The 24,618-nt window shown below is 46.9% G+C and carries 24 protein-coding genes; 19 read left to right on the top strand and 5 right to left on the bottom strand.

Annotated features, from left to right (window positions below):
* Positions 1–5 precede the first annotated feature (5 nt).
* From FB479_RS19715 to FB479_RS19665, 12 genes are all read left to right on the top strand, one after another.
* Positions 6–1,763, top strand: coding sequence for an adenine deaminase C-terminal domain-containing protein (locus FB479_RS19715; RefSeq protein WP_142066497.1), 1,758 nt, complete (start codon positions 6–8; stop codon positions 1,761–1,763).
* A gap of 216 nt (positions 1,764–1,979) precedes the next feature.
* On the top strand, positions 1,980–3,212 hold the full coding sequence (locus tag FB479_RS19710) for a branched-chain amino acid ABC transporter substrate-binding protein (protein WP_142066439.1): 1,233 nt from the start codon (positions 1,980–1,982) through the stop codon (positions 3,210–3,212).
* A 61-nt stretch (positions 3,213–3,273) separates the two neighbouring features.
* A complete protein-coding gene (locus FB479_RS19705) occupies positions 3,274–4,320 on the top strand; it encodes a branched-chain amino acid ABC transporter permease (RefSeq protein WP_142066438.1) in 1,047 nt (348 codons plus the stop codon).
* Between the two features lie 9 nt (positions 4,321–4,329).
* Positions 4,330–5,613 (top strand): branched-chain amino acid ABC transporter permease, encoded by a 1,284-nt coding sequence (locus FB479_RS19700; protein WP_142066437.1) that lies wholly within the window; start codon positions 4,330–4,332, stop codon positions 5,611–5,613.
* Between the two features lie 21 nt (positions 5,614–5,634).
* Positions 5,635–6,411 (top strand): ABC transporter ATP-binding protein, encoded by a 777-nt coding sequence (locus FB479_RS19695; RefSeq protein ID WP_106652489.1) that lies wholly within the window; start codon positions 5,635–5,637, stop codon positions 6,409–6,411.
* Positions 6,412–6,425: 14 nt separating this feature from the next.
* The gene (locus tag FB479_RS19690; protein ID WP_106652490.1) at positions 6,426–7,133 is read left to right on the top strand and encodes an ABC transporter ATP-binding protein; all 708 of its coding nucleotides are present in this window, start codon (positions 6,426–6,428) and stop codon (positions 7,131–7,133) included.
* A 71-nt stretch (positions 7,134–7,204) separates the two neighbouring features.
* Entirely contained in the window at positions 7,205–8,662 is a 1,458-nt protein-coding gene (gene pdxR, locus FB479_RS19685) for a MocR-like pyridoxine biosynthesis transcription factor PdxR (protein ID WP_142066436.1), read from the top strand.
* An 807-nt stretch (positions 8,663–9,469) separates the two neighbouring features.
* Positions 9,470–9,895: a hypothetical protein gene (locus FB479_RS19680; protein ID WP_142066435.1), complete on the top strand. Its 426-nt coding sequence runs from the start codon at positions 9,470–9,472 to the stop codon at positions 9,893–9,895.
* A gap of 357 nt (positions 9,896–10,252) precedes the next feature.
* Positions 10,253–11,155, top strand: a complete 903-nt coding sequence (locus FB479_RS19675; protein WP_255438464.1) for a hypothetical protein — start codon at positions 10,253–10,255, stop codon at positions 11,153–11,155.
* Positions 11,076–11,444, top strand: coding sequence for a hypothetical protein (locus tag FB479_RS30995; RefSeq protein WP_255438463.1), 369 nt, complete (start codon positions 11,076–11,078; stop codon positions 11,442–11,444). The genes FB479_RS19675 and FB479_RS30995 overlap by 80 nt, the downstream gene beginning before the upstream one ends.
* 168 nt (positions 11,445–11,612) lie before the next feature.
* The gene (locus FB479_RS19670) at positions 11,613–11,951 is read left to right on the top strand and encodes a hypothetical protein (protein ID WP_255438462.1); all 339 of its coding nucleotides are present in this window, start codon (positions 11,613–11,615) and stop codon (positions 11,949–11,951) included.
* A 422-nt stretch (positions 11,952–12,373) separates the two neighbouring features.
* A complete protein-coding gene (locus tag FB479_RS19665) occupies positions 12,374–12,787 on the top strand; it encodes a hypothetical protein (protein ID WP_142066434.1) in 414 nt (137 codons plus the stop codon).
* Between the two features lie 282 nt (positions 12,788–13,069).
* Here the strand turns inward: FB479_RS19665 and FB479_RS19660 are convergent, their stop codons facing one another.
* The gene (locus tag FB479_RS19660; RefSeq protein ID WP_142066433.1) at positions 13,070–13,522 is read right to left on the bottom strand and encodes a hypothetical protein; all 453 of its coding nucleotides are present in this window, start codon (positions 13,520–13,522) and stop codon (positions 13,070–13,072) included.
* A 52-nt stretch (positions 13,523–13,574) separates the two neighbouring features.
* On the opposite strand from FB479_RS19660, the gene FB479_RS19655 reads away from it, so the two are divergent.
* Entirely contained in the window at positions 13,575–14,549 is a 975-nt protein-coding gene (locus tag FB479_RS19655) for a hypothetical protein (RefSeq protein WP_142066432.1), read from the top strand.
* A gap of 116 nt (positions 14,550–14,665) precedes the next feature.
* Positions 14,666–14,929 (top strand): hypothetical protein, encoded by a 264-nt coding sequence (locus tag FB479_RS30990; RefSeq protein ID WP_142066431.1) that lies wholly within the window; start codon positions 14,666–14,668, stop codon positions 14,927–14,929.
* A gap of 82 nt (positions 14,930–15,011) precedes the next feature.
* On the opposite strand, the gene FB479_RS19645 is transcribed toward FB479_RS30990, so the two are convergent.
* Positions 15,012–15,773: an IclR family transcriptional regulator gene (locus tag FB479_RS19645; protein ID WP_142066430.1), complete on the bottom strand. Its 762-nt coding sequence runs from the start codon at positions 15,771–15,773 to the stop codon at positions 15,012–15,014.
* Between the two features lie 229 nt (positions 15,774–16,002).
* On the opposite strand from FB479_RS19645, the gene FB479_RS19640 reads away from it, so the two are divergent.
* The 5 genes from FB479_RS19640 to FB479_RS19620 are packed head-to-tail and all read left to right on the top strand — an operon-like array spanning position 16,003 to position 21,016.
* The gene (locus FB479_RS19640; RefSeq protein WP_142066429.1) at positions 16,003–17,121 is read left to right on the top strand and encodes an ABC transporter substrate-binding protein; all 1,119 of its coding nucleotides are present in this window, start codon (positions 16,003–16,005) and stop codon (positions 17,119–17,121) included.
* Between the two features lie 8 nt (positions 17,122–17,129).
* Complete coding sequence (locus FB479_RS19635; protein WP_106652495.1) at positions 17,130–18,224, top strand: ABC transporter ATP-binding protein; 1,095 nt, start codon at positions 17,130–17,132, stop codon at positions 18,222–18,224.
* Positions 18,225–18,227: 3 nt separating this feature from the next.
* A complete protein-coding gene (locus FB479_RS19630) occupies positions 18,228–19,070 on the top strand; it encodes an ABC transporter permease (protein WP_142066428.1) in 843 nt (280 codons plus the stop codon).
* On the top strand, positions 19,067–19,867 hold the full coding sequence (locus tag FB479_RS19625) for an ABC transporter permease (RefSeq protein WP_106652497.1): 801 nt from the start codon (positions 19,067–19,069) through the stop codon (positions 19,865–19,867). The genes FB479_RS19630 and FB479_RS19625 overlap by 4 nt, the downstream gene beginning before the upstream one ends.
* 12 nt (positions 19,868–19,879) lie before the next feature.
* Positions 19,880–21,016 carry a M20 family metallopeptidase gene (locus FB479_RS19620; RefSeq protein ID WP_142066427.1) on the top strand — a complete coding sequence of 379 codons (1,137 nt, stop codon included), beginning with the start codon at positions 19,880–19,882 and terminating at the stop codon, positions 21,014–21,016.
* 87 nt (positions 21,017–21,103) lie between these two features.
* On the opposite strand, the gene FB479_RS19615 is transcribed toward FB479_RS19620, so the two are convergent.
* From FB479_RS19615 to FB479_RS19605, 3 genes are all read right to left on the bottom strand, one after another.
* On the bottom strand, positions 21,104–21,400 hold the full coding sequence (locus FB479_RS19615; RefSeq protein WP_142066426.1) for a hypothetical protein: 297 nt from the start codon (positions 21,398–21,400) through the stop codon (positions 21,104–21,106).
* Positions 21,401–21,681: 281 nt separating this feature from the next.
* Entirely contained in the window at positions 21,682–22,035 is a 354-nt protein-coding gene (locus tag FB479_RS19610; protein WP_047072301.1) for a hypothetical protein, read from the bottom strand.
* An 88-nt stretch (positions 22,036–22,123) separates the two neighbouring features.
* Positions 22,124–24,559: a hyaluronate lyase N-terminal domain-containing protein gene (locus FB479_RS19605; RefSeq protein WP_142066425.1), complete on the bottom strand. Its 2,436-nt coding sequence runs from the start codon at positions 24,557–24,559 to the stop codon at positions 22,124–22,126.
* Positions 24,560–24,618: the final 59 nt, after the last annotated feature.

Genomic DNA, 24,618 nt, shown 5'->3' with positions numbered 1-24,618 from the left:
AAATGATGCGTGTACGTGCTCTATCAGACCGTGATTACTTGAACATGATTCGCGTGAGTAGACGTCAGGCACCAGCAAGCCTCTGGATAAAAGGAGCAAGCGTTCTGAATGTGTATACAAAAGAATGGCAAGAGCATCACGTCGTAGTGGCAGGAGAACGTATTGCTTATGTAGGAGAAAAAGAGCCGTTGGTCGATGACCAGACCGTGATTATGGAGGCGGCTGGGCAGTATCTCGTGCCGGGTTACATCGAGCCACACGCGCATCCGTTTCAATGGTATAACCCATATACATTGGCTGACTTTGCTCTGCAAACGGGAACCACTGGAATGATGTCGGACTCACTGATGCTCATGCATCTGCCTTTTTCGCAAACGGCAGCGATCATGGATTCTCTGGCAGCACATCCCGTAAAGCAGTTTTTCTGGGGCAGACTTGATCCGCAGACAGGAAAAGCTCATCCGGCGTTCACCAAGGAAAAATTGGCGCAAATGCTCGAGCATCCACGTGTAATCCAGGGAGGAGAGTTGACGAATTGGGGCGGTGTTTTACAAGAGGATGAAACGCTGCTTTTTGGTTTGAAGCATACGCGAGATTTGGGCAAAAGGATGGAGGGGCATCATCCGGGAGCTTCTAACGAGACCTTGAACATTGCCGCAGCAGCCGGTGTAACAGCTTGTCATGAGGCCATCACTGCAGCCGATTTGTTGTCGCGTATCCGTTTAGGCATGTATGCAACATTGCGCCATTCCTCCATTCGCCCTGATCTGCCCGAGCTGGTGAAAGGGTGGCTTGCGCTGGGGGTGCCGTGGTCATCACGGATGATGCTGACATCGGATGGAAGCACGCCGCCGATGCATCGAGACGGGTTCATGGATAGTACGATCCGTGTGGCCATTGAAGCGGGAATGCCGCCAGAGGAAGCGTATATCATGGCGACGTTGAACCCAGCTGTCTATTATGGGCTGGACGCGGAGATCGGAGGAATTGCTTCGGGCCGAATCGCGGATATGCTGTTGTTGCCTGCAAAAGATCAGCCGACACCCTCCATCGTAATTGCGAATGGACAACGGGCGGCAGAAAAGGGAACCTTGCTTGTCCCAACCGTACAACCACAATGGGAGGAAGTTTCTTTACGTTTGACAGATCCATTGAAAAAGCGGACGCATCCCGATTGGTTCCGCCTGCGGCCAGATGAAGACGGGAAGGTCCCTGTGATACAGATGCTGAATGCCGTTATCACGCGGCTGTCGCTAGAGGACATGCCCGTTGATCAGGATGGATACGTATCCTTGCAGCATGATCCGCAGTTGGCGTTGATCGCCATCATTGATGCGACTGGCGGTAACCGAACATTGGCAGTTCTTCATGGCTTCGGTGAACATCTTGAAGGGCTGGCCAGCACCTATTCAGCGTCTGGCGATTGGATCGTAATCGGACGCGATCCCCAAGCGATGGCACAAGCGCTGGAGCGTACTCGGGAAATAAAAGGCGGAATCGTCCTGATCGATGAAGGAAAAATCACTTGCGAATGCCCATTGCCTCTTGCTGGAAAATTCTCCTCTGCGCCGATGGAGGAAGTGATCAGCATGGGTGAAAATTTGGTAAGTCAGCTCCGTTCCAAAGGCCATGTCCATCTCGATCCCATTTATTCGCTTTTGTTTTTTACGGCTACCCACTTGCCGTATGCACGTCTCACGGCAACAGGCATTGTCGACGTTAAGAGTGGGCAAATCGTCGTTCCGGCACTCCCTCTTTCCTGAGAGGGGGTTATTTTTTTATTTGTGCATCAATGATATATGTACATAAAATATATTTTACTTCTTGTAAATTATCAGATTTATTTTAAAATAAAAACATCCAAGCCTCATCTAACTTTGTCCCCGTAGATCATTGTTTTTGAAAGTCGCAACCTGGCTAGCAAGGTAGATGGATTGGGAAACGAAAACAAAGAATGATAAAAGGGGGATTCATTCTGCATGAAAAAACGTTATGTCGGGGTTTTATCTGCGGTATTGGCTGCGAGTATGGCATTAACAGGTTGCGCAGGAAACAGCAATTCAAGCGGCGGAAGTAACGCAAGCGGGGGGCAAAGTCAGCCAGCTCCAGGCAACAGTGGTGGCGGAACGACCGAGGGGGGCCTCATCAAGATTGCCACACAATCCCCGCTGTCCGGGAGCAATTCCGCTGTGGGAGATGCGATTAAGACAGGCGCAGGTTACGCTCTCGAAAAGCGCAAGGAAGAGTTTAAAGCACTTGGCTTTGATCTCCAGCTTTTCCCTCAGGATGATCAAGGCGACCCGAAAATCGGGGTATCCAATGCGGAGATGCTCATCTCTGATCCTGATGTATACGGTGTAGTTGGGCACTATAACACAGGTGTTGCGATTCCATCGTCTGTGAAGTACGAGGAAGGCAAGCTGGTCATGGTATCCCCAGCAAATACAGGGGTGAAGCTCACGGAGGAAGGCAAGAAAACCGTCCATCGAATTTGTGCTCGCGATGACGCGCAAGGACCAAAGGCTGCTCTTTATGCAAAAAATACACTTGGTGTAAAAACGGCCTATATTATCCATGATAAGACAGCATACGGCCAAGGTCTGAGTGATCAAGTGAAGCTGCAATTCGAAAAGGACGGGGTACAAATCCTTGGCTTCGAGGGCATTACCCAGGGCGAAAAGGACTACAGCGCGGTACTTAACCAGGTGACGGTGAAAAACCCGGACATCATCTTTTTCGGCGGCCTTTATCCAGAAGGTGGAATTTTGATCAAGCAAGCTCGTGAAAAAGGATTTAAGGGTTATTTTATGGGTGGCGACGGCTTGGATTCTTCTGATATGATAAAAATAGCCGGTGATGCTGTCGAAGGTGTTGTCTTTACGTCAGTAGCAGGGGACGTAACACAAACCGAAGAGGGCAAGAAATGGGCTGAAGAGTACAAGAAAGCCACAAGCAAGCCTCTGGAAACCTATTCCGTCTACGGTTTCGACTCCATGAACGTCATCCTCAATGGTGTCTTGGAAGCTGTCAAAGCAAACGGAGGCAAAAAACCAACCCGCGAGCAAGTCCTCGATGCAGTCCACAAAACCAAAGATTTTCAGGGTCAATTCACCAAAGTTACCTTTGATGAAAAAGGTGACAACACAAATGCAGATGTATTCATTTACAAGTACGACAAGGACAAATCCATTTTCGTAGGCAAGGCCGAGTAATCACACCACAAAACGCGCACACACTCCCATGCCTCATATTAGGATAGGGGGCTGCACGCCGGTGTTGGCCCCTTTTCCACGAGAAAACAAGTCCAGTCAATGGAATGAATGCAGAAAATTTGTACAAGTCTACAAGAGAAATGAGGGATGGGAAAGCATGATCAACATTTTGCCTCAGGTGTTGGTTGACGGATTGACACTTGGATTTATGTACGCAGTCGTGGCTTTAGGCTACACAATGGTTTACGGGATTTTGGAAATTATCAACTTTGCCCATGGAGACATTTTCATGGTCGGAGCCTTTATCGGTACAGAGGTATTATTGATCTCTGATGCGCTAGGGGCACTTGAAGGTATGAATCCATTTGTCGCACTTTTCATAACACTCATAATTGCCATGGTATTAACGGGTGCTTTAGGGGTAGGAATTGAGAGGATCGCCTATCGACCATTGCGTGGAGCACCTCGCCTTGTGCCGTTGATTTCGGCGATTGGCGTATCGTTTTTGCTGCAAGACCTCGTACGTTTTACAGAAGCACTGGCTCGTAATGAGTTTTATTTGAACAGTCCCGCTCTTTTTACAGGTTCGATTCCATTAGGAAGTATTGCTACGATTCCAACAAAAGGATTGATCGTAATTGTAATTGCGATCATCATGATGATTGCGTTGACGTTGTTTGTGAATAAAACAAAGTGGGGAATCGCCATGCGCGCCGTCGCACAAGACCAGAGTACGGCTTCGCTGATGACCATAAATGTAAACAAAGTAATCATGCTTACGTTTTTGATTGGATCCAGCCTGGGTGGCGCGACAGGTGTTCTGTTTGCGCAAAACTACGGAACGATCGATCCGTATATCGGTTTTATTCTCGGTCTTAAAGCATTTACAGCTGCCGTACTCGGCGGGATTGGGAACCTGCGTGGTGCGATGATCGGTGGCGTACTTCTCGGTCTTCTGGAATCCCTGTCCGGTGCCTTTATGGGGCCGTTGACCAACGGAGCCTTTGGTGCAGAGTACAAAGACGTGTTTGCGTTCAGTATTTTAATTCTCGTGCTTCTCTTCAAGCCGGAAGGACTGTTTGGCGAAGCTGTAAAAGAGAAAGTGTAGGTGAAATAAATGGCAAATCTCGCTTGGAAATCGTTCAAAGGCATTCCGCTCGTATTCACGTTGATCTGGATTGTAGCTTTTTCTGCCGCGTTGTACCTCATGGATAAATCGGTCATCGCGTTTCTCGGCATTCTTTCTTCCATTGTGCTTGTCTATTACACCAATACCTCCAAAACGATCAAAATGGTGATTGGTGCTGTGGTTCTCCTTCTGATCATTCCGTTGGTAGCGGGTGAAAACCGATACTACATGGAAGTAGCTTCACAGGTAGGAATCTATGTAGCGATGGCTTTGGGTTTGAATATCGTAGTAGGCTTTGCTGGTCTGCTTGACTTGGGTTACGTTGCGTTTTTTGCTGCCGGGGCTTATGCGTATGCGATTTTCTCTACCTCGCAAGCGAATGAGTTTATCGCGGGTAATCTGTTCCCGCTCTCCGGTGAGTGGTTTTGGCCATTTCTCATAATCGGCTTGATTGTGGCTGCTGTTTTCGGAATATTGCTAGGATTGCCAGTTCTCAGAGTAAAGGGCGATTACCTCGCGATCGTAACCTTGGGCTTTGGCGAAATCATTCGCATTGTCTTCAACAACTTGGACAAGCCCATCAACATCACCAACGGTCCGCAGGGAATTACGCCGATTCCGTCTCCTGAGCTGTTTGGGATCAAAATGGGGACACCGTTTTACTTTTACTTCATCGTCTTGTTTGTGATTGCCTTTATCGTTTTGGCGAATATACGCTTTGAGCATTCTCGTTTGGGACGTGCATGGATTGCGGTACGTGAAGATGAGCTGGCTGCCCAGTCCATGGGGATTTCCCTGTTGAATACCAAGCTGGCTGCATTTGCATTGGGTGCTTCCTTCGCTGGTGTCGTCGGTGTTATCTTTGCGGCCAAGCAGACGTTTATCGATCCTACTTCCTTTACGCTGATGGAATCAATCGGGATATTGGTCATGGTCATTCTGGGTGGTAGTGGCAGCATTCCAGGCGTTGTGCTTGGTGCCGCTTTTGTCACGATCTTGCAGGTACAGCTGTTAAAAGAATTCTCCAACTTCCTGCACGGTCTGCAAAATGCGGGGATTATCAGTTTGCCGAACCAGCTGGACCCATCCAAGTTCCAGCGACTCATTTTCGGAATTATGCTCATTCTCGTAGCCTTGTATCGCCCTAACGGATTGATTCCGGCCAAACGGAAGAAAAACGATCTTGATGCGATCAAAAATAGCGAGTTTGGCAAAGAAAAGCTGGGGATTCTCGGCAGACTGTCCCAATTGACTTCTGGGAAACAGTCATAGCGGACGAGGAGGGATATGAGCATGGCATTGTTAGAGGCAAAAAATTTAACGAAGCGCTTTGGCGGCTTGGTAGCCAATCAAGACGTTTCGATTGGCATCGAAAAAGGAAGCATTACGGCTGTCATCGGTCCGAATGGGGCCGGAAAAACGACTTTTTTCAATATGATTACCGGATTTTACGAGCCAGACGAGGGAGAAATCCTGCTGAATGGCAAAAGCATCAAGAAGCTTCGTCCTGACCAGATTGCAAGTCGCGGGATTACCCGCACCTTTCAAAACATTCGTCTGTTCAAAGAAATGACGGCATTGGAAAATGTCATGGTGGGTGTGCATAGCCGCTTGTCCGCTGGAATTCTCGGTATCCTGTTCAATTCCAAACGTGTACGCCAGGAGGAAGAGCGGACGCGCGTCGAGGCTTATCAGCTCATGGAGTATGTCGGGATCGCACATATTGCCAATGAAGCAGCAGGAAGTCTGCCTTACGGGCTTCAACGCCGCTTGGAAATTGCCCGGGCGATGGCGACCAATCCGCAAATCATTTTGCTCGATGAACCGGCGGCAGGGATGAATCCTCGCGAGACGGTTGAGATGACGGATTTTATTCGTCGGCTGAAAAAAGAGCTCGACTTGACGATTATCTTGATCGAGCATGATATGAAGCTGGTCATGGGACTCAGCGAATACATTCACGTGTTGGATTACGGGAGAAAAATTGCAGAAGGAACACCCGAACAAATCCGCAACAACCCTAACGTCATTGAGGCCTATCTCGGAAAAAGTGCGTCGGACGTGTCGTAGAAGGAGGAAAATCGATGGCATTGCTAGAGCTGACTAACGTTCATACGTATTACGGCGGCATCCACGCATTAAAAGGATTGAGCATGACGGTAAACGAAGGCGAAGTGGTGACGCTGATTGGTTCCAACGGGGCAGGTAAATCGACCACGTTGAAAACGATATGTGGGCAGACCCGTGCTAAAGAAGGAAAAGTCATCTTTAATGGCAAAGACATTACGCAGATGCGTACACATGATATTGCCTTAGCAGGAATCGCTCACGTCCCGGAAGGCCGCCGCATTTTTCCCAAGCTGACCGTACGCGAGAATTTGGAGATGGGTGCCTTCAGTGTATCCGATAAAAAGGTGATCGAAGAAGGAATCGAGCGCGCCTTTGCTTACTTTCCTCGACTGAAGGAACGGGTTAGTCAAAAAGGTGGCACGATGTCCGGTGGGGAGCAGCAAATGCTGGCGATTGCGCGTGGCCTGATGATGAAACCCAAAATTCTGATGCTCGATGAACCGTCGATGGGATTGGCGCCGATTCTGGTAGAGCAGATTTTTGACATCGTTACGGAGCTGAACAAGGAAGGCATGACGATTCTCTTGGTCGAGCAAAATGCGAATCAGGCGCTGTCTGTCGCGCATCGCGGTTATGTGATTCAGACAGGCGAAATTATTTTGAAAGACGACGCCCAAACATTATTGATGAATCCGCAGGTAAGAGAGGCGTATTTGGCGTAATAGAAACATGAGTACCGATGGAGATTTTTGTCTCCGTCGGTTTTTCATTTGGTCAGCGAGGAGGATGTAGCTTGTTAGATATCAGTCCCCGCTTTGTAGAAGGGAGCGAACCTCTCTATCTACAGCTTTATCGCTATTTTTGTACAGAAATCCAAGGGAGGCGCTTGATCTCCGGGACGCGTCTGCCTTCTGTTCGGGCATTGAGCGGATTTTTGCAAGTGAGTAAAACGACTGTCGAGAGCGCCTATCACCAGCTCATGGCAGAAGGATACATCGAGAGTCGGGAGCGAAGCGGATTTTATGTGGTCGATGTGGACTGGGATGGGCCAGTGCCTGTACCTGTACCTGCAGGAAAAGGGCAGCAACCAGCAAAAACGGCTTACGTCCAAACACTTCCACCCTCAGCAGTCCCGATCCAATATGATTTTCACCAAGCCCGCGTAGATGCCGAGCATTTTCCTTTTGACCGTTGGCGCAAGTACACCAACCAATGCATGCAGGAAGAAAACAAGCATGTGCTCTACTACGGCGATCGACAAGGTGAGCCGCAGCTGCGGGAGGAGCTCGCACGCTATCTCGGACGAGCTCGGGGCGTACAAGCTACGCCGGAACAAATTGTGATCGGTGCGGGGACGCAGGTGATGATCAGCTTATTGGGATTCTTATTCGGAACACGGGGACAGGCTGTTGCGATGGAAGAGCCGGGCTATCACGGTGTACGTGCCGTGTTTTCCCATTTGGGTTATGATGTGCGCCCAATCAAGCTGGCGGAGGATGGGATTGATGTGGAAGCGCTCAGTGAGAGTCGAGCACAGCTGGTCTATATCACACCGTCTCATCAGGACCCGTCTGGAATTGTCATGCCGTATGCCAAACGGCTAAAGCTGCTACACTGGGCGAATCAGACGGGGAGCTACATCATGGAGGATGACTACGATGGTGAGTTTCGCTATCATGGCAAGCCGATTCCTTCCCTTCAAGGACTGGATACTCAAGGACGGGTTATTTATTTAGGGACGTTTTCCAAGGCATTGCTGCCATCGATTCGGATGAGCTATATGGTTTTGCCGCATGCGTTATTAGCGGTATATCAGGAGAAATTGGCGGACTTTGACCAGTCGGCATCGCGTATTCATCAGGAGACGCTGGCCCTGTTCATGAAAAATGGCGATTGGGAGCGGCATATTCGCAAGATGCGGACGCTTTACCGCAAAAAGCATGGGGCGCTGCTTCAGTGCTTGCAGGAACACTTTGGAGCGTACATCCGGATCAAAGGTCAGGATGCCGGGCTGTCCGTGACGGTAGAAGTGAAAAGTGAGAGCACTCCGCAACAGCTGAAGCAAATTGCGGCTTCATCAGGCGTTCGTGTCTATCCAACCGCACACAAATGGATTCATCCGCAGGAAAATGGACTTCCGGCTTTTCAGTTCGGATTCGGGGGGCAGACCATCGAGGAGATTGAGGCTGGCATTCGTCTATTGAAACGTGTATGGGAGCCTTATTTGAGCAACCACATGGGCAAGGCATAGAGGGGGAGCGCAGCCGGGGTGTTTTAGGCGTTGTTTGTAAAAGGCATGAAGCGAATTCTTCCGATGGCTGCCGCTGGACGTATGGCTTTAAAAGCCACATATTTGTCGACAGGGAAAAAGCCCAGTCTTGGAACATCGCTCCGGCGAAGGTACTCACGTTCCATATTAAGTAATCAGCAGTACTCGCCCCTGCAAAAATCTTTCGATAAGGTTCCTGCTCTTTCATTAGATGAGCCCCTGAAATGCGAAGCAGATGGTATATTGATGGAAAAAATGTAGCCCGTTCTCCCTTAGGAGGCGGGCTGCATTTTTTTATTGTGGTCCATTAATATCGTTCCGTACTTCGTTTAGATGGTTCTCTGTGTACACCATCTGGGAGCTACTCAAATTCTTGCTCAGTTAATATATTTGACTCATTTTTCTATCATATGTTGTTCCATATTTTTTCAAATCCCTCGTCCAATTATGTTTTATTTGGGTCTTGATAATAGATGGTATGTAAACAGACGTCCAAATCATTAAATTCGAGCGTTTTTCGCCGTTTCAAGGGATTAGCTTTTTGAGGCTGGAGAAAATCAGTGATCAAAAGCTCGCGGCGGAGACTCCTGCCAAAAAAAATCTCAGAGTAATTTTAAACGATACAGTTGTGTTGTTTAAAGTCGCGTGGTATGATATTTTTGTAAGAAATGGGAGAAGATGGAAAAAATGTTTGTAACATTCGAATGGCGGCTATCAAGTCCACTCCCCCGTTAACTTGCTTCTCTTCTGAGAGCGGGTAAAAAGAAGATTAAGAAGGAGTGTTTTTCGATGAAAAAGTTTATGACTAGTTTGGCAACACTGGCATTATTGACTTCAGCCGTTCCTGCATTTGCACAGGAGGGACAGCAATCACCAACAACTACTGCAACCACTCAATATTCATCATCAAAAATATCTTCTGACGAAGATGAAAAGTATGAAGATGTGTATCAAGATATTGGGGTGAAGTTTAATTATATTCCAGGTGCAGATAGATATAAGTGGGTACGTTACAATATAACCGATGGATATGAGGATGCGTCTGGTACTTCGTACACTACTAGCTCAAAAATTTATAGTTTAAGAATTGGAAAACTATACAGAATACATGCTTATGCTGTAGACGAAAACAATAGAATCCTTGCAGTATCAGCCCCGGTGGAAATTAGAGGGGAAAAAGGTTGGGATACGGTTATTAATTTTTGGTTAAAATAATTGCTTACTGAATAGACAGAAAAAAAGCACCCACGGGGTGCTTTTTTTTGCGATATTAACACATTAGGCAACGGTTCCAGTCCTCGCCCCTTGTCCAGTACTTCTCATATTCGAATACGCCGATCCTGTTACAAGTGTGTAGATTTACCTACTGCACTACCTCTTATAACCTGTGACCGCAATAGGTATAAGGATTGACTTGCGGCGGAGACCTCTGCCCGAAGGTTGGGTATCACAGGGGAATTATGGGTGCGATGTAACTTTATTCAAGAAGGGTTCGTCTAACAAAATGTATTTACAAACTCCCGTGAATAAAATCCGATACGTTTGCCACCACGCTGAGGAGGTAACAAATCCATGAAAAAGATTGTGTTCATCGCTGCAATCGCAGCTGTTCTGTCTGTGGGGCAGACCGCCTATCCAATTCAAGAGGCAGGAGCGGCAAAGGCGGCCTCTTATCGCATTACCTACAAAATTCCCACGGTCAATACGCTGGAAGAAAAAGAAGTTTTGCACTCTTTCCTAAAAGGGGCGCTCAAGATCAAAAATCCGCATCCGGCCAGCACCCTGGACAAAAACAGAAAAAGCCTCACGGAAATCGTCGGCGAACTTAACGGTACAGACACGCCGCGCGGTTTTATGATCGATGAATTCAGCGTCTCTAAAGATGGGTATTTATTGGCCTTGTACAATGAGATTGGGATATTGGATCCCGTCTATCCCCAAGGGTACGATCCAGACGCCATCAGCAAGCAAATAGAGCAGCAGCAAGCAGCTGGTCAATGGGGAGGCGAGCTGCGGAAAAAGCGGGGAGAGATGGAACTAAAAGCGCGGATAAACGCACTTGTCCAGGCGGGGTACGTACAGCCTGAGGACCTGAAAGACCAACGGCTTACGAAGCAATTTGTTGCGGAGACATTGTACCGCATGTACAAAAAAGTGAGGCCTTATAAGGGGAGTGTAGCTCCCAAGGACAGCCAAAGTGAAGCGGTCCGCTGGGCAGTAGAAGTGGGAGTGCCCGGATTCCAGGTCGATGCAAAAGGGTATGTGTATCCGCAATCGCAGCCGTACTACACAGGTATGCTCGACTTCATCCATCTGTTTTTGCCGAGCAAAAAAACTGCGACTGGATGGGAGTATTTTCAATACGAAGTCAATCAAGACTTGTTTTCTAGAGGCCGTGCACAACTATTCAGGCGAATTATTGCATGTAAACAACAAGCCGTTGTCTTCCCTTCCCAACTATGTGATGCTGTCTGATCTTCCAGAGACGAAGAAGGCCGAAACGCAATTAAGCGCCTCTCTTGCACCTAAAATAGTTGAGATGGTGGAACAGGTCCGGCGAGAAGTCCAAAAACCGCGCGTGTGGGACTGGCGAACAGACGTAATCCGGCATCCTTCCTTTACCAAACTTGTGAGCGAGTACCGGAAAACGAAGAGCCAAAAAGCGCTGAATCAGGTCTACCAAACAGTCAAGGCCCGCTATAATTTATTCGATCGGCAGGACTCGCCGCAGGTCATGAAAAGCGTCCTGGATCATATTCGGTGAGCTTTCGAAGAGAACGGTTGGGGAGAGCCATTCAGATGAACTCTTCTAACCGTTACTTGATTAGCTGGATGCTAGTCTAAAACTTTATCTAAACCATTATTATCTATACACAATTATCGAACAATAGCATCCGTGTGGTGCTTTTTTCATGGTGTTGGGGGAAATGTAGTGCGCCAGTATGTTGAACCATTAACCGGGGAAAATACTACAACCGAGGAAGTACTGCGCCGGTCGGACGAAATCGTAAAGGTTTTTCGCAGCTCAAAACTCGTGAAAATCAAAACCAGCCAAAAGGCAAAGCGACGGCTTAGAAAGTTGTCACTTGCTGAGGCTGGCTTTTTGTTGTTGAAGATGGCTCTCTATATAAGCGAGAGAACTAACCATTGCAAGGGGATAACGACACGCGGGCAAAAGGGAACGCCGCTTACAGCTTACAGTATAAGACCTTGCCCGCATCGTAGACTGCTCCTATCCAACAGCACGCAAGATCGTGAAGACATTCATTGAGCTGCATATCATACGTCGGACCGACTTGGAAGGACGGTCAGGATTAGCTAACAATCCACTGTGTTCTCTCAATGGGAAGACAGCAGAAGCATGGCTCCTGAATCTTTTCAAGCAGGGGATTACCGAGGCTGGAGATAAGACCACAGTTTGATTTAGGGGATCACCAGATGCCAACAGCCAGCCGAAGCATGAGGCTCTAAGCCTCAACCCCATTTTTCGCGGCGAAACAAACGACTTTTCCGCTGGAGTAGTAGTCGTTTCATTACACTCCAAAAACACGGCCTTCAGCAACTCAAGGTTCTTACTTTATTGCCACGAAGGAGCTGAACAGCATGGATATAAAAAATGCAGAAGGATGAATTTAAATACGAGAGGAGATATTCTGTCACTGTTGAAGTTCTGTAAACAGGAGGGAGATGGACTTGCAGAGAGTAGCTCAATTTTTAGGTGGGATTCTTTTAGGGTTTGTCATGTTAATTGGAGTGTTTACCACCCTTTTTGAAAACGTTAATGATCTAAGTAAATGGAGCGAACTAACAAAAAATCTTGCACAAATTAATGTGACAATTGCTTTGGGATATGCTGCTTTAGTTGCGGGTATAGCCTCAGCATTAAAACATGCAGGTCAGTTTGCAATACATAAAGGTCGCCTCTACGGGATGATAAAAGCTTTTGTATATTTCATAACAATGAGTCTTTGGCTTTACTTTTGGTCTTTTTCAAAAACGCTGGCATGGTTAAATGTGATTCCTTTTCTGGGAGCGATTTGGACCTTTGCTTTTTTGAGTAAACAGTTTTTGACTGTACTTCGAGAAATGTTAAATGTTGAAGAATGATAATAATTTGATGCACTCGTAGAGGGTGCGTCTTTTTTATTGTGCGGAGGTGGTTGCGTGACAAATCTGGCACTTGATCTTGATCACCTATGTGTGTCTCCGCCCTATTCCATGTCAGAGATTCAGATGGATACATCTATTATTCGAAGTTAGAAAGTAGTGCATTCAAAATAGAATGAATTTACATTAATATATAAAATTGACAATAATATACAAAATGTGATAAAAAAGGGGTGGTACTGGGGATTTTTATCACATTTTGTATTGGGGGTGAAATTCTATTTATTTCATAAGTGAAATTAGTCTTTTGGCGGATTCACTATCTGAGGGGTTAGATGATAATGCTTCGACACATTTAATAAACTCCTCCAATTGTTGGGGATTATCATCTATTTTTGCATGTTGAGAATTTTGAAAGTAGTTTTCTAGCATGTATCCGTAACTAAGTACGTTCTTGGCTTCTTCAGTTGTACCCACAGTAAATGAGGTACTATCTACAAGGATTTGAACTTTACTAGCGTAGGAAAGCGCTAATTTAAATTTTGTATCCCAGTCAGTGTTTTGCCTTAATGATGTAGCGATAGAGCTTAAGCTTCTTTGAAAATCAACATCAATGCTCTCTTGGTAAAGTTCTAAATTACTTTTGCTTTTTACCAATCCCCAAATAGTTAGGATATTAGTCACTACTAATGCGACAATTAATGTAGAGACAAAGTATTTTTTACTAAAATTCAATGTAACCTCACCTTTTCGTTTTCTTTTAATTATATAACAAGGAGTGTAAGAAATGTTAAAAAAAGCAAAAATGGCTATATCGGCAGTGTTGCTTACATCTATATTTTACATGGATCCTACTATAATTTTGGCGAAATCTAATGACAATTTGAGTCAAGCAGAAATGAAAAAACTAAAGGAAGTCTTTAAATTTTCTGATCAACACATAGAGGATTTAATAGAGGATGGATATGTTCAAGAATATTTATCTATGGAAAAACCAGTAGTAAGTAAGAAAGAAGAATACTATGAGCTAACAAGAGAGCAAAATGGTGAAGTCGCAGTCGAGCAACTTACAAAGAAAGAGTTTGATATAAAGGTAACTGAAAACCAAGAAGTTAACGAACAAAGAGAAAAAGATGGAAAATCCAGCTTAATTTCGACTCTAGGACACGATATTGAAGATCGTCATGATTATATAACTTTAGAGACATGGTTCATATATGACGAAGTGGACTGGGACGCACAAGCTTCAGCACGTTTCGAATTTGCAGATAATAGTTCTACATATGGCTTTACAGAAGCAGATCTTTATGATGATATTCTTGCCATTGGGGTTAGCGAAAATGCTCGACTAATGCCTGGTACTGAGGATTTTTCTCTGAAATATCGCTTATATGGATTCAACGGTGAATATGATAAGTATGGAGATCCGATTAATGAGTGGTACTCTGATAGTAAGACCGATAGTAAAGCAGATTTGCGGGACGAAGGTGGTTACGCATTTAACGTGAACTTCCCTAGTTTAGATAATAATAGAAGACAGCATATAAAAAATATAAGAGGATACATGAAAGTCGATGTAGAACCTGAGGGTTCTTCTTGGGGCGGAGAGAGATATGATGTATTTAGCCATTATCTGCATACACAGTACAAAATACATTGGTCAGGGGCTTTCTCAATTCCTTTAGGTGGAAGCATTGCATTTGAATACGAAGATGATGTACAAAAAATTACAGGACATACTTCAGAGCGTATTCGCGATTAATAATTAGTATTTACCGTATCTGACGTTTAGTGTGACGATTAGATAACACTTAAAACAAAGAAGACATGTCGAAGTATCGATAATATCTTCTTTGTTTTAAGTAAGATGCGGTAGGATTGCGTTCTGAGGAAAAGGGAAAGCCGAATAACAAAATCGTCTTGAATTTTTCCCAAAAAATCATCGACCTCGGAACTTCACATATCGCCAGTAACCCTATTCGCTACTCTCCCAATGAAGCAGGATTTGCCGCTATCGGTTTGATTTCGCACGGAATCGTGGGCTGGCTGATTTTCGTCTCGACGCTACGGTCTGGCATTGAACAGCGAGGATGCGCAGGAGTCCGCTGTGCGTCGCGAGCTTTCATCTACAACGGAGGCTGAGGAAGTCAACATAAGAGAAACCTCCTATCATCAGAGCAGACTGATGAACAGGAGGTTTTTTCATGGCAACTCAATTCTAGTTTCAAGACATTCGATACCCTAACTGAGCAGACATCGCACGTACCGTCGCTAGCGTTTCTTGTAAAATCTCTTCTTTTTTCGGCATCACGCGGTCAGTGGGACCGATGACACTGACGGATGCAGTTACGTGTCCAGTTGAATCAAAAATCGGGGCAGCGATTCCGGTCACGCCTGTATTGCGTCGATTTGAGCTAATTTCATAGCCCCGCTTGCGGATCGTCACCAAGTCCTCTTTGATTTGATCGACCGAGGTGTACGAATGAGGCGTGTAGCTTTTCAGTGGGTGTTCCTGCAAAATCTCATCCTGAAACTCCTCCGGCTGATAGGCGAGCAAAACCCTCGCAGCGGAGGTAGAGTAAAGAGGAAAACGCCGGAAGGATTCTACGGTAAAGCGAATAGGATGAAGTGAATCCTCTTTGGCTACATAGATCGCGTCCTTGGAATCTTGTACACATAAGACAGCCAATTCGTTTGTCCGTGAGACGAGCTGACCTAAGAACGGCTTGGAGAAATCAACGATATCGTGATTCGTGAGCACCTTAGTGCCCAGCTCCAGCAACGTGTAGCCAAGCGTATACTGCTTGGTTTTTTCATTTTGGCGGATAAAGCCTTCAGACTCCAGCGTGGACAGGAGCTTGTGAACGGCTCCCTTGGACAGCTGGAGCTTTTTGCTGAGCTCCGTTACCCCGAGTTCCTTTGGCGAATCGAGAAATATTTTTAACAGCCGACAGCCATTTCGAACAGAAGACAATACTTGGTCCATACAAACGTCTCCTTTAACGTACAGTAGCCCCTCTATAAAGAAGAGTCTCGAATGAGGTTATTTTACCATTAGAAAGAATGGTGACAAGCCTGTAATTGGGACAATGATGCTTCTAGTACGACTACCTTGAATAGTCAGTATCTTTATGCTAGTATAACATTATCGTTCTCGAATAGGAAACATTGTTCTCTATTCGTGAACAATACAGACAATCGGGGGTCGAACTTACATGAAGAAAAAGGCATTATCCGTCTTGTCCATTTTCGCTTTGACTGGTTCCTTGCTGGCTGGGTGTGGCTCCTCCACGCCGCAAACATCTGCTCCTGCACCGACTGCTGGCAACAATAGCGGCGCCGAGGCACAGGTTAAGCTGGAAGACACATTGGTAGTGGCAGGGAACGGCGCGACCGTTGAAAAGATGATGAAGGATGAAGTGTTCAAGAAGTTTAACGAGAAGTATCCGAATGTGAAGCTGACCTATGTTTCTGGTGTTTCTACAGAGATCGTAGCGAAGGTTAAGGCACAAAAAAATGCTCCGCAAATCGACCTGACAATCGTTGAGGGCGGCGAACAAGAGAAGGGACGTCAAGAAGGCCTGTGGGAAACCGTATCTGCAACCGATATCCCGAACATGAAAAACGTGCCAGAAGATTTGCATGTCACTGAGGATAGCGGTGTAGTCGTGAACTTCACGCCGATGGGGATTTCCTACAATGCGGACCTGGTAAAAGAAAAAGGTTTGCCTGTACCGAAATCATGGAATGACCTGGCGAAGCCTGAAGTGAAGGGCTACATCACAATGACAGACGTAGCGAGCAACTTCGGACGCTCTGCGATGATCATGCTGGCATATGCAAATGGCGGGTCTGAGAAAGACATCGAACAAGGCTTCAAACAAATGGAAACGATTGCAGGATACATGCCGACCTTTGCGAAGAGTGCTGCACAGCTCCAGCAAAATCTGCAAAACAAGAGCGCAGCCTACACCACTTGGACAATGGCGCGCAGCTTGACACAAAAAGAAGCAGGCGTTCCATTGGAGTTCGTTTTCCCTGAAGAAGGCGGAAACATCGTACCGAACGTAGCTACGCTGGTAAAAGGTTCGAAGAGTCCAAAAGCCGCGAAAGCATTCGTCGATTTCCTTTTGACAGATGAAATTCAAACGATGTACGCAACGAAGCTGTACTACAATCCGGCAACATCTGTGAAGCTGCCAGACGATGTAGCGAAAACATTGGAATTCGATCGTACAAAGGTTGTCAACTTCGACTATGGCGTAGTGAGCAAGGACACATCTGCTTGGCTGGATCGCTTTAACAAAGAAATCGCACCCAAAACAGGAAAGTAGGTATTCACGTGACCAAGGTGATTGACGTTGAACTGCGCGGCATCATGAAAAAATTTCAAAGCAATGTCGTGGTTCAAAACTTCAACCTGCAGGTGGAGCAAGGCGAATTCATCTCGTTTCTCGGCCCATCTGGTTGCGGTAAGACCACGACCTTGAATATGATTGCCGGTTTTTTGGACCCGGATGGCGGAGACCTCTTGATCAAGGGGCAGCGAATGAATGGCGTACCTCCGTACAAACGGGAGCTGGGAATGGTGTTTCAGACGTACTCGCTGTTCCCGCATATGACTGTGGCGGAAAACATCGCTTACGGCTTGAAATTGCGCAAAGTGAACAAGCAAGAAATGCAAGAGCGCGTGAATCGTGTACTGTCTCTGGTCAAGCTGCCAAACGTAGCAGACCGCTACCCGAAACAGCTCTCGGGCGGACAACGTCAGCGGATTGCGATTGCACGGGCGCTAGTTATTGAGCCGTCGCTCCTGCTTTTGGATGAGCCGCTCAGTAACCTGGATGCAAAACTTCGTGAAGAGCTGCGCGATGAGTTAAAGCGCTTACATCATGAAATCGGCGTTACGACTATTTTCGTGACACATGACCAAGAAGAGGCGTTAGCGCTCTCTGATCGCATCGTGGTCATGAATCACGGATTCGTGGAGCAAATCGGTACACCGCTGGAGATTTACAATCAGCCCGCATCTGAATTCGTACATACCTTCATCGGTAAGACGAACCGTTTGGAAGGGGAAGTCATCGGAATTGACGGGGATGTACTCACGTTGCAGACGACTGGTGGAATGCTCGTGAAGGCGGCAAAGCAACAGCGAACAGTGGCACTGCATGAAAAAGTGATCATTTTTATCCGACCAGAGAAAATCAAGCTGACCGATACTGCAGTCAGTGAGGAAGTAAATCGGGTAAAGGGACATTTGCAGCTTGCCTCCTTCCTGGGCTCGTACACAGAATGCGAGGTCAAGGTCGGGGAGCATACGCTTTCGGTAAAAGTCCAAATGACCGATCGTTCGGTGGACCGCCAAGAAGGTCAAACGGTTTACTGTCAATGGAACGCGGACGACGTACTGGTCATGCCCGCAGGAAGGGGATGACGGATGAGCAAGCGTCTCTCGGTTACATTGTTGACAGCACCTGCGATGATTTTGCTGCTTGGAGTATTCATCATTCCGATGCTGATGATGCTTTTGCTCAGCTTTCAGGATGAGAATCAGGCGTTCTCTTTGCACAATTATTTATTATTTGCACAAGATCCGTACTACTTGGAGATTCTTTGGCGGACGATTCGCGTGAGTCTCTGGACGGTACTGGCAAGCCTCTTGCTCGGATTCCCTGTAGCGATGTACATGGCACAGGCTACAGGAAAAATGCGTGGAATCGTTACCATGCTGATTCTTGCCCCTCACCTCATCAGTGTTGTTATTCGCAACTTCGGTTGGGTAGTGGTTTTGGGGGAAAAAGGGTGGATCAATGAAACGTTGATCAGTCTGGGGTTGATCGATCAACCATTGCGGCTGTTGTACAACGAGCTGGGGATTGTGATCGGTCTGACAGATTCCTTTATTGCCTACATGGTTCTGGCGATTGCAACCAGCTTGTATGCAATCGATCCGTCTTTGAACAAGGCAGCTTCGATTTTGGGTGCTTCCCGCATGCGGACGTTTTTCAGTGTGACTTTGCCTTTGTGCTTGCCGGGGATTATTGCCGGTACGACACTGGTGTTCAGCTTGTCGATGAGTGCCTTTGTGACACCTGCTTTAATGGGCGGCACTTCCGTGAAGGTCTTGCCTGTCATTGCCTATGAGCAAATCATGGCGACACTGAACTGGCCTTTGGGTGCGGCACTTGCCTTCCTGCTCTTGGGCAGCACGATTCTATTGGTGACTTTGTATACGAAGCTGATTGAAACCAAGCGGTATAAAGAGGTGTTTGCGTCATGAAAAAAATAAACGTACTCGGACTCATCACGTTCTTTGTGCTTGTTTTGGTCAATCTGCCGTTTCTGGTCATTATCCCGAGCTCCTTTACGGCAGCAGGATACCTCGCTTTTCCGCCGGAAGGGTTTTCGTGGCAATGGTATGAAATGATTTTGGATCGGCCGGAGTTCATCGATTCACTGTGGTTCAGTCTTAAGCTAGCTACGGTAACGGCGATTTTGGCGACTTTCTTAGGGACATTGGCTGCATTCGCGCTGTCCAAATACAAGTTTCGCGGGAGCGGCATCATCAACGCACTGATGCTTTCACCGCTTACCGTTCCTTCGCTCATTATCGGGATTTCCGCGCTGCTGTTTTTCACGCGAATTGGTATCGCGGGGACGTTTACGGGGCTTTTGCTGGCGCACATGCTGATCTCGATTCCGTATGTCGTTAGGCTGGTGCTCACAGGGCTTAGCTCGTTCGATTATACGTTGGAAAAAGCGGGATACATGCTGGGTGCCCATCCGTTTCGGGTGTTCTGGGATATTACGTTGCCACTGTTGCGTCCGGCCATCGTGTCGGGGATGATCTTTTCGTTCTTGACGTCGTTTGACAATGTGACGGTTTCCTTATTCTTGGTGGCACCGGATACAACGACGCTGCCACTCGCGATTTTCACCTATATGCAGGAAACACTTGACCCATTGGTGGCTTCAATTTCCTCGGTGGTCATCCTGCTGAGTCTGGTGTTCATCGTCTTGTTGGAAAAAGTGTACGGACTAGAGCGCCTGTTCGGACTCAATTCACAATCTCACTAAGGAAGAGGCACTATGTCAATCCACACTTATGTACAAGAGAATATGCCCCACTATCTACAGCTACTCGAAGAGGCAGTCAACATGGACTCGCCTTCTCGTGACAAACAGCTGGGCGACCGCATGGCGGGCTGGTTCGCCCTGCAGTTTCAACGGCTGACAGGGGGAGTAGCAGAGCTGATCCCGAATAAGACGTATGGCGATCAAGTGCGTTGTACGCTGGGCAACGGGGAAAAGCAAATCCTCATCATCGGTCACTACGATACCGTATGGCTAGAAGGAGAGGCGGCTCGCCGACCATTTGCGATCCGGGATGAGAAAGCGTACGGGCCGGGCGTATACGATATGAAAGCGGGCGTTTTGCAAGCAATGTTTGCGATGCGGGCATTGGTGAAGCTGGATCGCCTGCCTGCAGATAAAAAAATTGTGCTATTGTTAAACAGTGACGAGGAGATCGGCAGCCCGACTTCTCGCCGACTGGTAGAAGAAGAAGCCGCGCGATCGGTGGCGAGCTTTGTGTTGGAGCCGCCGACAGAACCGAGTGGCGCACTCAAAACATGGCGGAAGGGAAGCGCCTATTTTACCGTGGCAGTCAGCGGTATTTCCTCACACGCTGGCGTCGATCATCAAAAAGGTGTCTCTGCTATTGAAGAGCTGGCAAGGCAGGTGCAATTTCTGCATGCCTTGACCGATTACGAGAAAGGAACGACCGTCAATGTGGGCGTCATCAAGGGCGGAATTGGCTCCAATGTCGTAGCCGACTCGGCAGAAGCAGAAGTAGATGTGAGGTTTATCTCGATGGAAGAGGCATTACGCATTGAGAAGGTAATGAGTGAGCTCACGCCAGTGCTCGCCGGTACTACCATCAGTGTAAAGGGAGGCATTCGCCGACCACCGATGGAGCGAACCGAAGAGACAGGCAAATTATTTTCCCTTGCACAATCGATTAGCATCAATGAACTAGGGATGGCTTTGGAAGAGTCGGGTACTGGCGGAGTAAGCGATGGCAATTTCGCTGCTGCTTGCGGAGTCCCGACGCTGGATGGACTTGGTGTAAAGGGTGGCTACGCCCACTCGCCGGATGAATGGATTGAACTGGGGGAAATATCGACGCGTGCTACCTTGTTGGCGCGGTTGATAGAGGAAGTATAGAGAGAGTATAGAGAAAAAAGAAGGAGCACCTGCCTGATGTGTGTGATGTTGCATCGGGGCAGGTGCTTTTGTGTGAGGAAGAAGAGGTTATTGTTTCGAGGATGTATTCAGCTTTTTCACAAAGCTATTAAGGTAGTTCGCTCCGCGGCTGGTGAGGATACCAGCCAGCACGGCAGAAACGTAGTAGCCGCTGCCCTCAAGACCAAAGGGGTTGACTTGAAAAGCGAGGGAGAGCGAAATGCCAATGAGGATAGAGAGGATGTAAGTGGAGCGGTCTTTTAGTACGGGGAAGGCATTCTTTAAAATTTCGGTTACGGCTTCAATCAAGATCGCCATAAAAGTAAGCAGACTCAGGCTGTGAATGAACTGGTCAGTATCAATCAAAGGTTGTTCCTCCTTTTGCTATTAAAGCGGGGCGTACTTCGGGGAAGTAAATAGTGATCAAGGCTGATAGACAAACATCGAGCCGTCATTCATTTGGAAGGGAGTTAGTTCACGAGGCGAGATTTCGCCCCATGGAAGGTAGGTGTCACCTTCGTGGATGACGCCTTGGACCAAGCGGTTATTGATGAGGAACAATCCATTTCCTTTGTACTCGTGCTTGATATTGAGCAGAGGCAGACACGTCCAAAATAATATGAGTCGCATGGTTAACGATGCAACATTTAGGAAATCCTCGCTTGCATGTACGTTTTGAGTTCGGTCTCCAGCTCTTTGACACGAAACTCCAGCTGTTGTCTCTCTACTACCAGCGTCGTGTATTTATCTCGCCACTCCTGCACGATGGTTTCAAGCTCCATGCAACGGTTGCGCCAAACATGGAGTTCTTCCCGGAGCTTGTCCATTTCCTGACGCAGCTCCTGGCGAATTTGCTGGTTTTCCTGCGAGATTTGCTGCCTGTCTGTAATCATCAACTCTTTCTTGTTGTTGTGGCGAGCAACCAGATAGGTGACGATTGCCGTCAGCACACTGGATACTACCAAAGGGAGAGTGGAAGAGTTGAGTAGTGTTTGGATCATCCGTTTGTTCACCTGCTTTCTCTTGTGAGGTCTATATATAGAGTAGACAGTTTGGGGATTTTCTCACGGTGGTTTGAGAGATTGTCCTTTACCACAACTGCTTGATTTGGAAGTAAGTATAAGCGGGGAGGGCTTCTATGACGCCATTGGCAAAAAACGAGTAGCCGAAAAGCTCTACATAGTCGCCTGGTTGAAGTCGAACGATGCTTGAGCCGTTGAGACACCAGGCATGGTTGGAATAGGAAACGATGCTGCTGAGTACTTTATGAAGTTCACCGTTGATTCTGACTTCTAGATGCAGTCCGTTTGGCGAGGTTGTTGGGCTAATGATTCGGGCTGAGCCAACAATTAAGTAGTCGCCCGGTACCTTTGCGATAAAGCGATTTAGGTTTTTATCGAATTCTTGCAGTTCGTCTTGGAAGGGTGTATTGAAAGCAATTTTGGTGAAGGTGTGAGGGGCGGATAGGGTTTGGTCCGCTGACATGGTGGCGGTTAGGTTGGTTCCTGTTTTGGCTGGGGAGAGTAATAGGTTGGAACTGGTAAGGGTGTAACCAGAGATGGCAGGGGATTTCACGGAGCCAGAAGGCGAGGTGATGACTGCTTTTACCCGTAAATCTGCATAGAGCGGGTTCTTAAAGGAATGTTTGCGTCCAAGGGTGGCTGATTCCCAAGTAGCGCCGCCGTCGTTGGATAGGTACCAGTCTATTGAGCCTTCTTGAAGGGTTTGGTCAGCGGTAAGCGAGGCATGGGCAACGGGAGATACAGAAGGGAGCTTGGTGCTTACAAACTCTTGGGTAACCTCCCCTGAAAGAGTTCCTGTAATCACACGATACCCGTACAGCTCTGGAGATAGATTTGCAGTAGGCGAGTTTAATCTGGCTCGTAAAAGTAGTGAGGTGGAGGGAGTTTGGAATGTAATTTCCTCTCCTGATATAGCATTGATCCACTCTAGCCCGTTGTTGTTGGTTACCTCCAACGTAACGGTAGCTTTGGATGCTCCAAAAGTGTATTCGCCGATGGCTTGGTTGGGTTCATATCTAGTAGTCAAAGAGAGGGTTCGGAGGACCCCATTGCTATCCTTGAAGGGATAATGTTTGCCGGCAAATGGCGAGACTGTGACTGAAGTATCGATCATTGATAAATCGGAAGCTTTAAATGTGGCAAGATAGTATTTATTTAGCTCAGTATCTGACGAGTAAATAAAGTGGTAATTGGAGCCGTCAGCAACTAGCTGAGAGACCCAATTTGCGTTGATGTTTACCACTGAAGCGGTTTGAAAAAGTGTTTCTGGGTGAAGGGAATAAAGCTTAACTGTGTAGGAATTAGTACTGCCCGTATAAATTGTTTGTATGGCGATGTACCTATCTAAGACGGGATCATACATCATATCGATGGAGATGTCTTTACCTCCATTTGCTAGTTGTATATTTCGAACACTCCGAAATGAACTGTCGAAAAGAAATACTTTAAAATAATTTCCGTTTACCATGCCTAGAGCAACTTGGTTTCTTACTGGGTCATAGGCTGAGCGTAAGTAATCGGATGGCCCGGATGTAAGAATATTAGTCATATCCTTAACTATAAGACCATCACTACTAAAAACATGAAGTCGCGTATAGGATGAAACAGAATGAAAGACCCATACCCTATTCTGATTATCTAGAGTTATTGATGTTGCTATCACTGTTCCTGATCCTAAATAAAGGGTATACCAATCTTTGAAAGTGGTGCCATCACTATTAACAGCACCAACTACCCCACCGAGTGATGAATTTGAAATAGAGAACCAGACACGATTGTTGTAGTCCACAACATAGTCAACCGATTGAAAAGGAAGCGTATGAGTATTCCCCTTGAAGGGCAAGATCGTTCCTTCAAACGACAGGCTGCCATCAGGATTTGTCACTTTTGCATAAATCCCTGTGCCGTTTACTAGAGCCACCTTCCAAGTACGATTCGTGCGATCTGTAAATCCCATTGGCTGCGAAAAGACACTTCCGGAATAAGAAAAGCGAGTGGCTTCTGAGAAAGCGTATGCGCTAGGTTCGTTGGCTACAGCGTTTATCGTTATTTTGTCAGTATTCGGGATGGTAATCGGCTCGGAGTAAAAAATCCCATTTTTTATCCCGGCTGTGTTCCTGATGAGACGGTTAGTTGTGTCAACAGTAACCCCCATAGAATTTAACTCGTCAAAGTAGTTCGTAGTGCTGAAGTCTTCCGTAAAGTCAGGGGTAACTGTAGGAGTTACTCTGCTCCCTACAATTCCAGCGGTTGTCTTTTCGGAGTCGACATAGGTTAATGTATCAAATTCTTCAGAGTAGGTGCTGGAGATGGTACTTCTGTGCATTTCAAGTTCTTCTACTCGATTTGCAAGAGTGGGATCAGATGCTGCGATTGGTACGACACTCTCACCTGTTCCGACAAAAAGTTCATGGGTGTCGATTGTAAAAAGAGGCTCCCCCACTGATGCAGCGGAGGGAAGATTGGCTTTTAGACCGCGTTTGAGTTTGATTGGTATTGACATGAATAATCCTCCATTTCCTTCCGTCTAGCATGGCAGTCGCGTCTTGTATGAGGTAACCT

It is taken from the genome of Brevibacillus sp. AG162 (assembly GCF_006715575.1).
Taxonomy (GTDB): Bacteria; Bacillota; Bacilli; order Brevibacillales; family Brevibacillaceae; genus Brevibacillus; species Brevibacillus brevis.
This window is presented reverse-complemented; position numbering and strand designations above follow the sequence as displayed.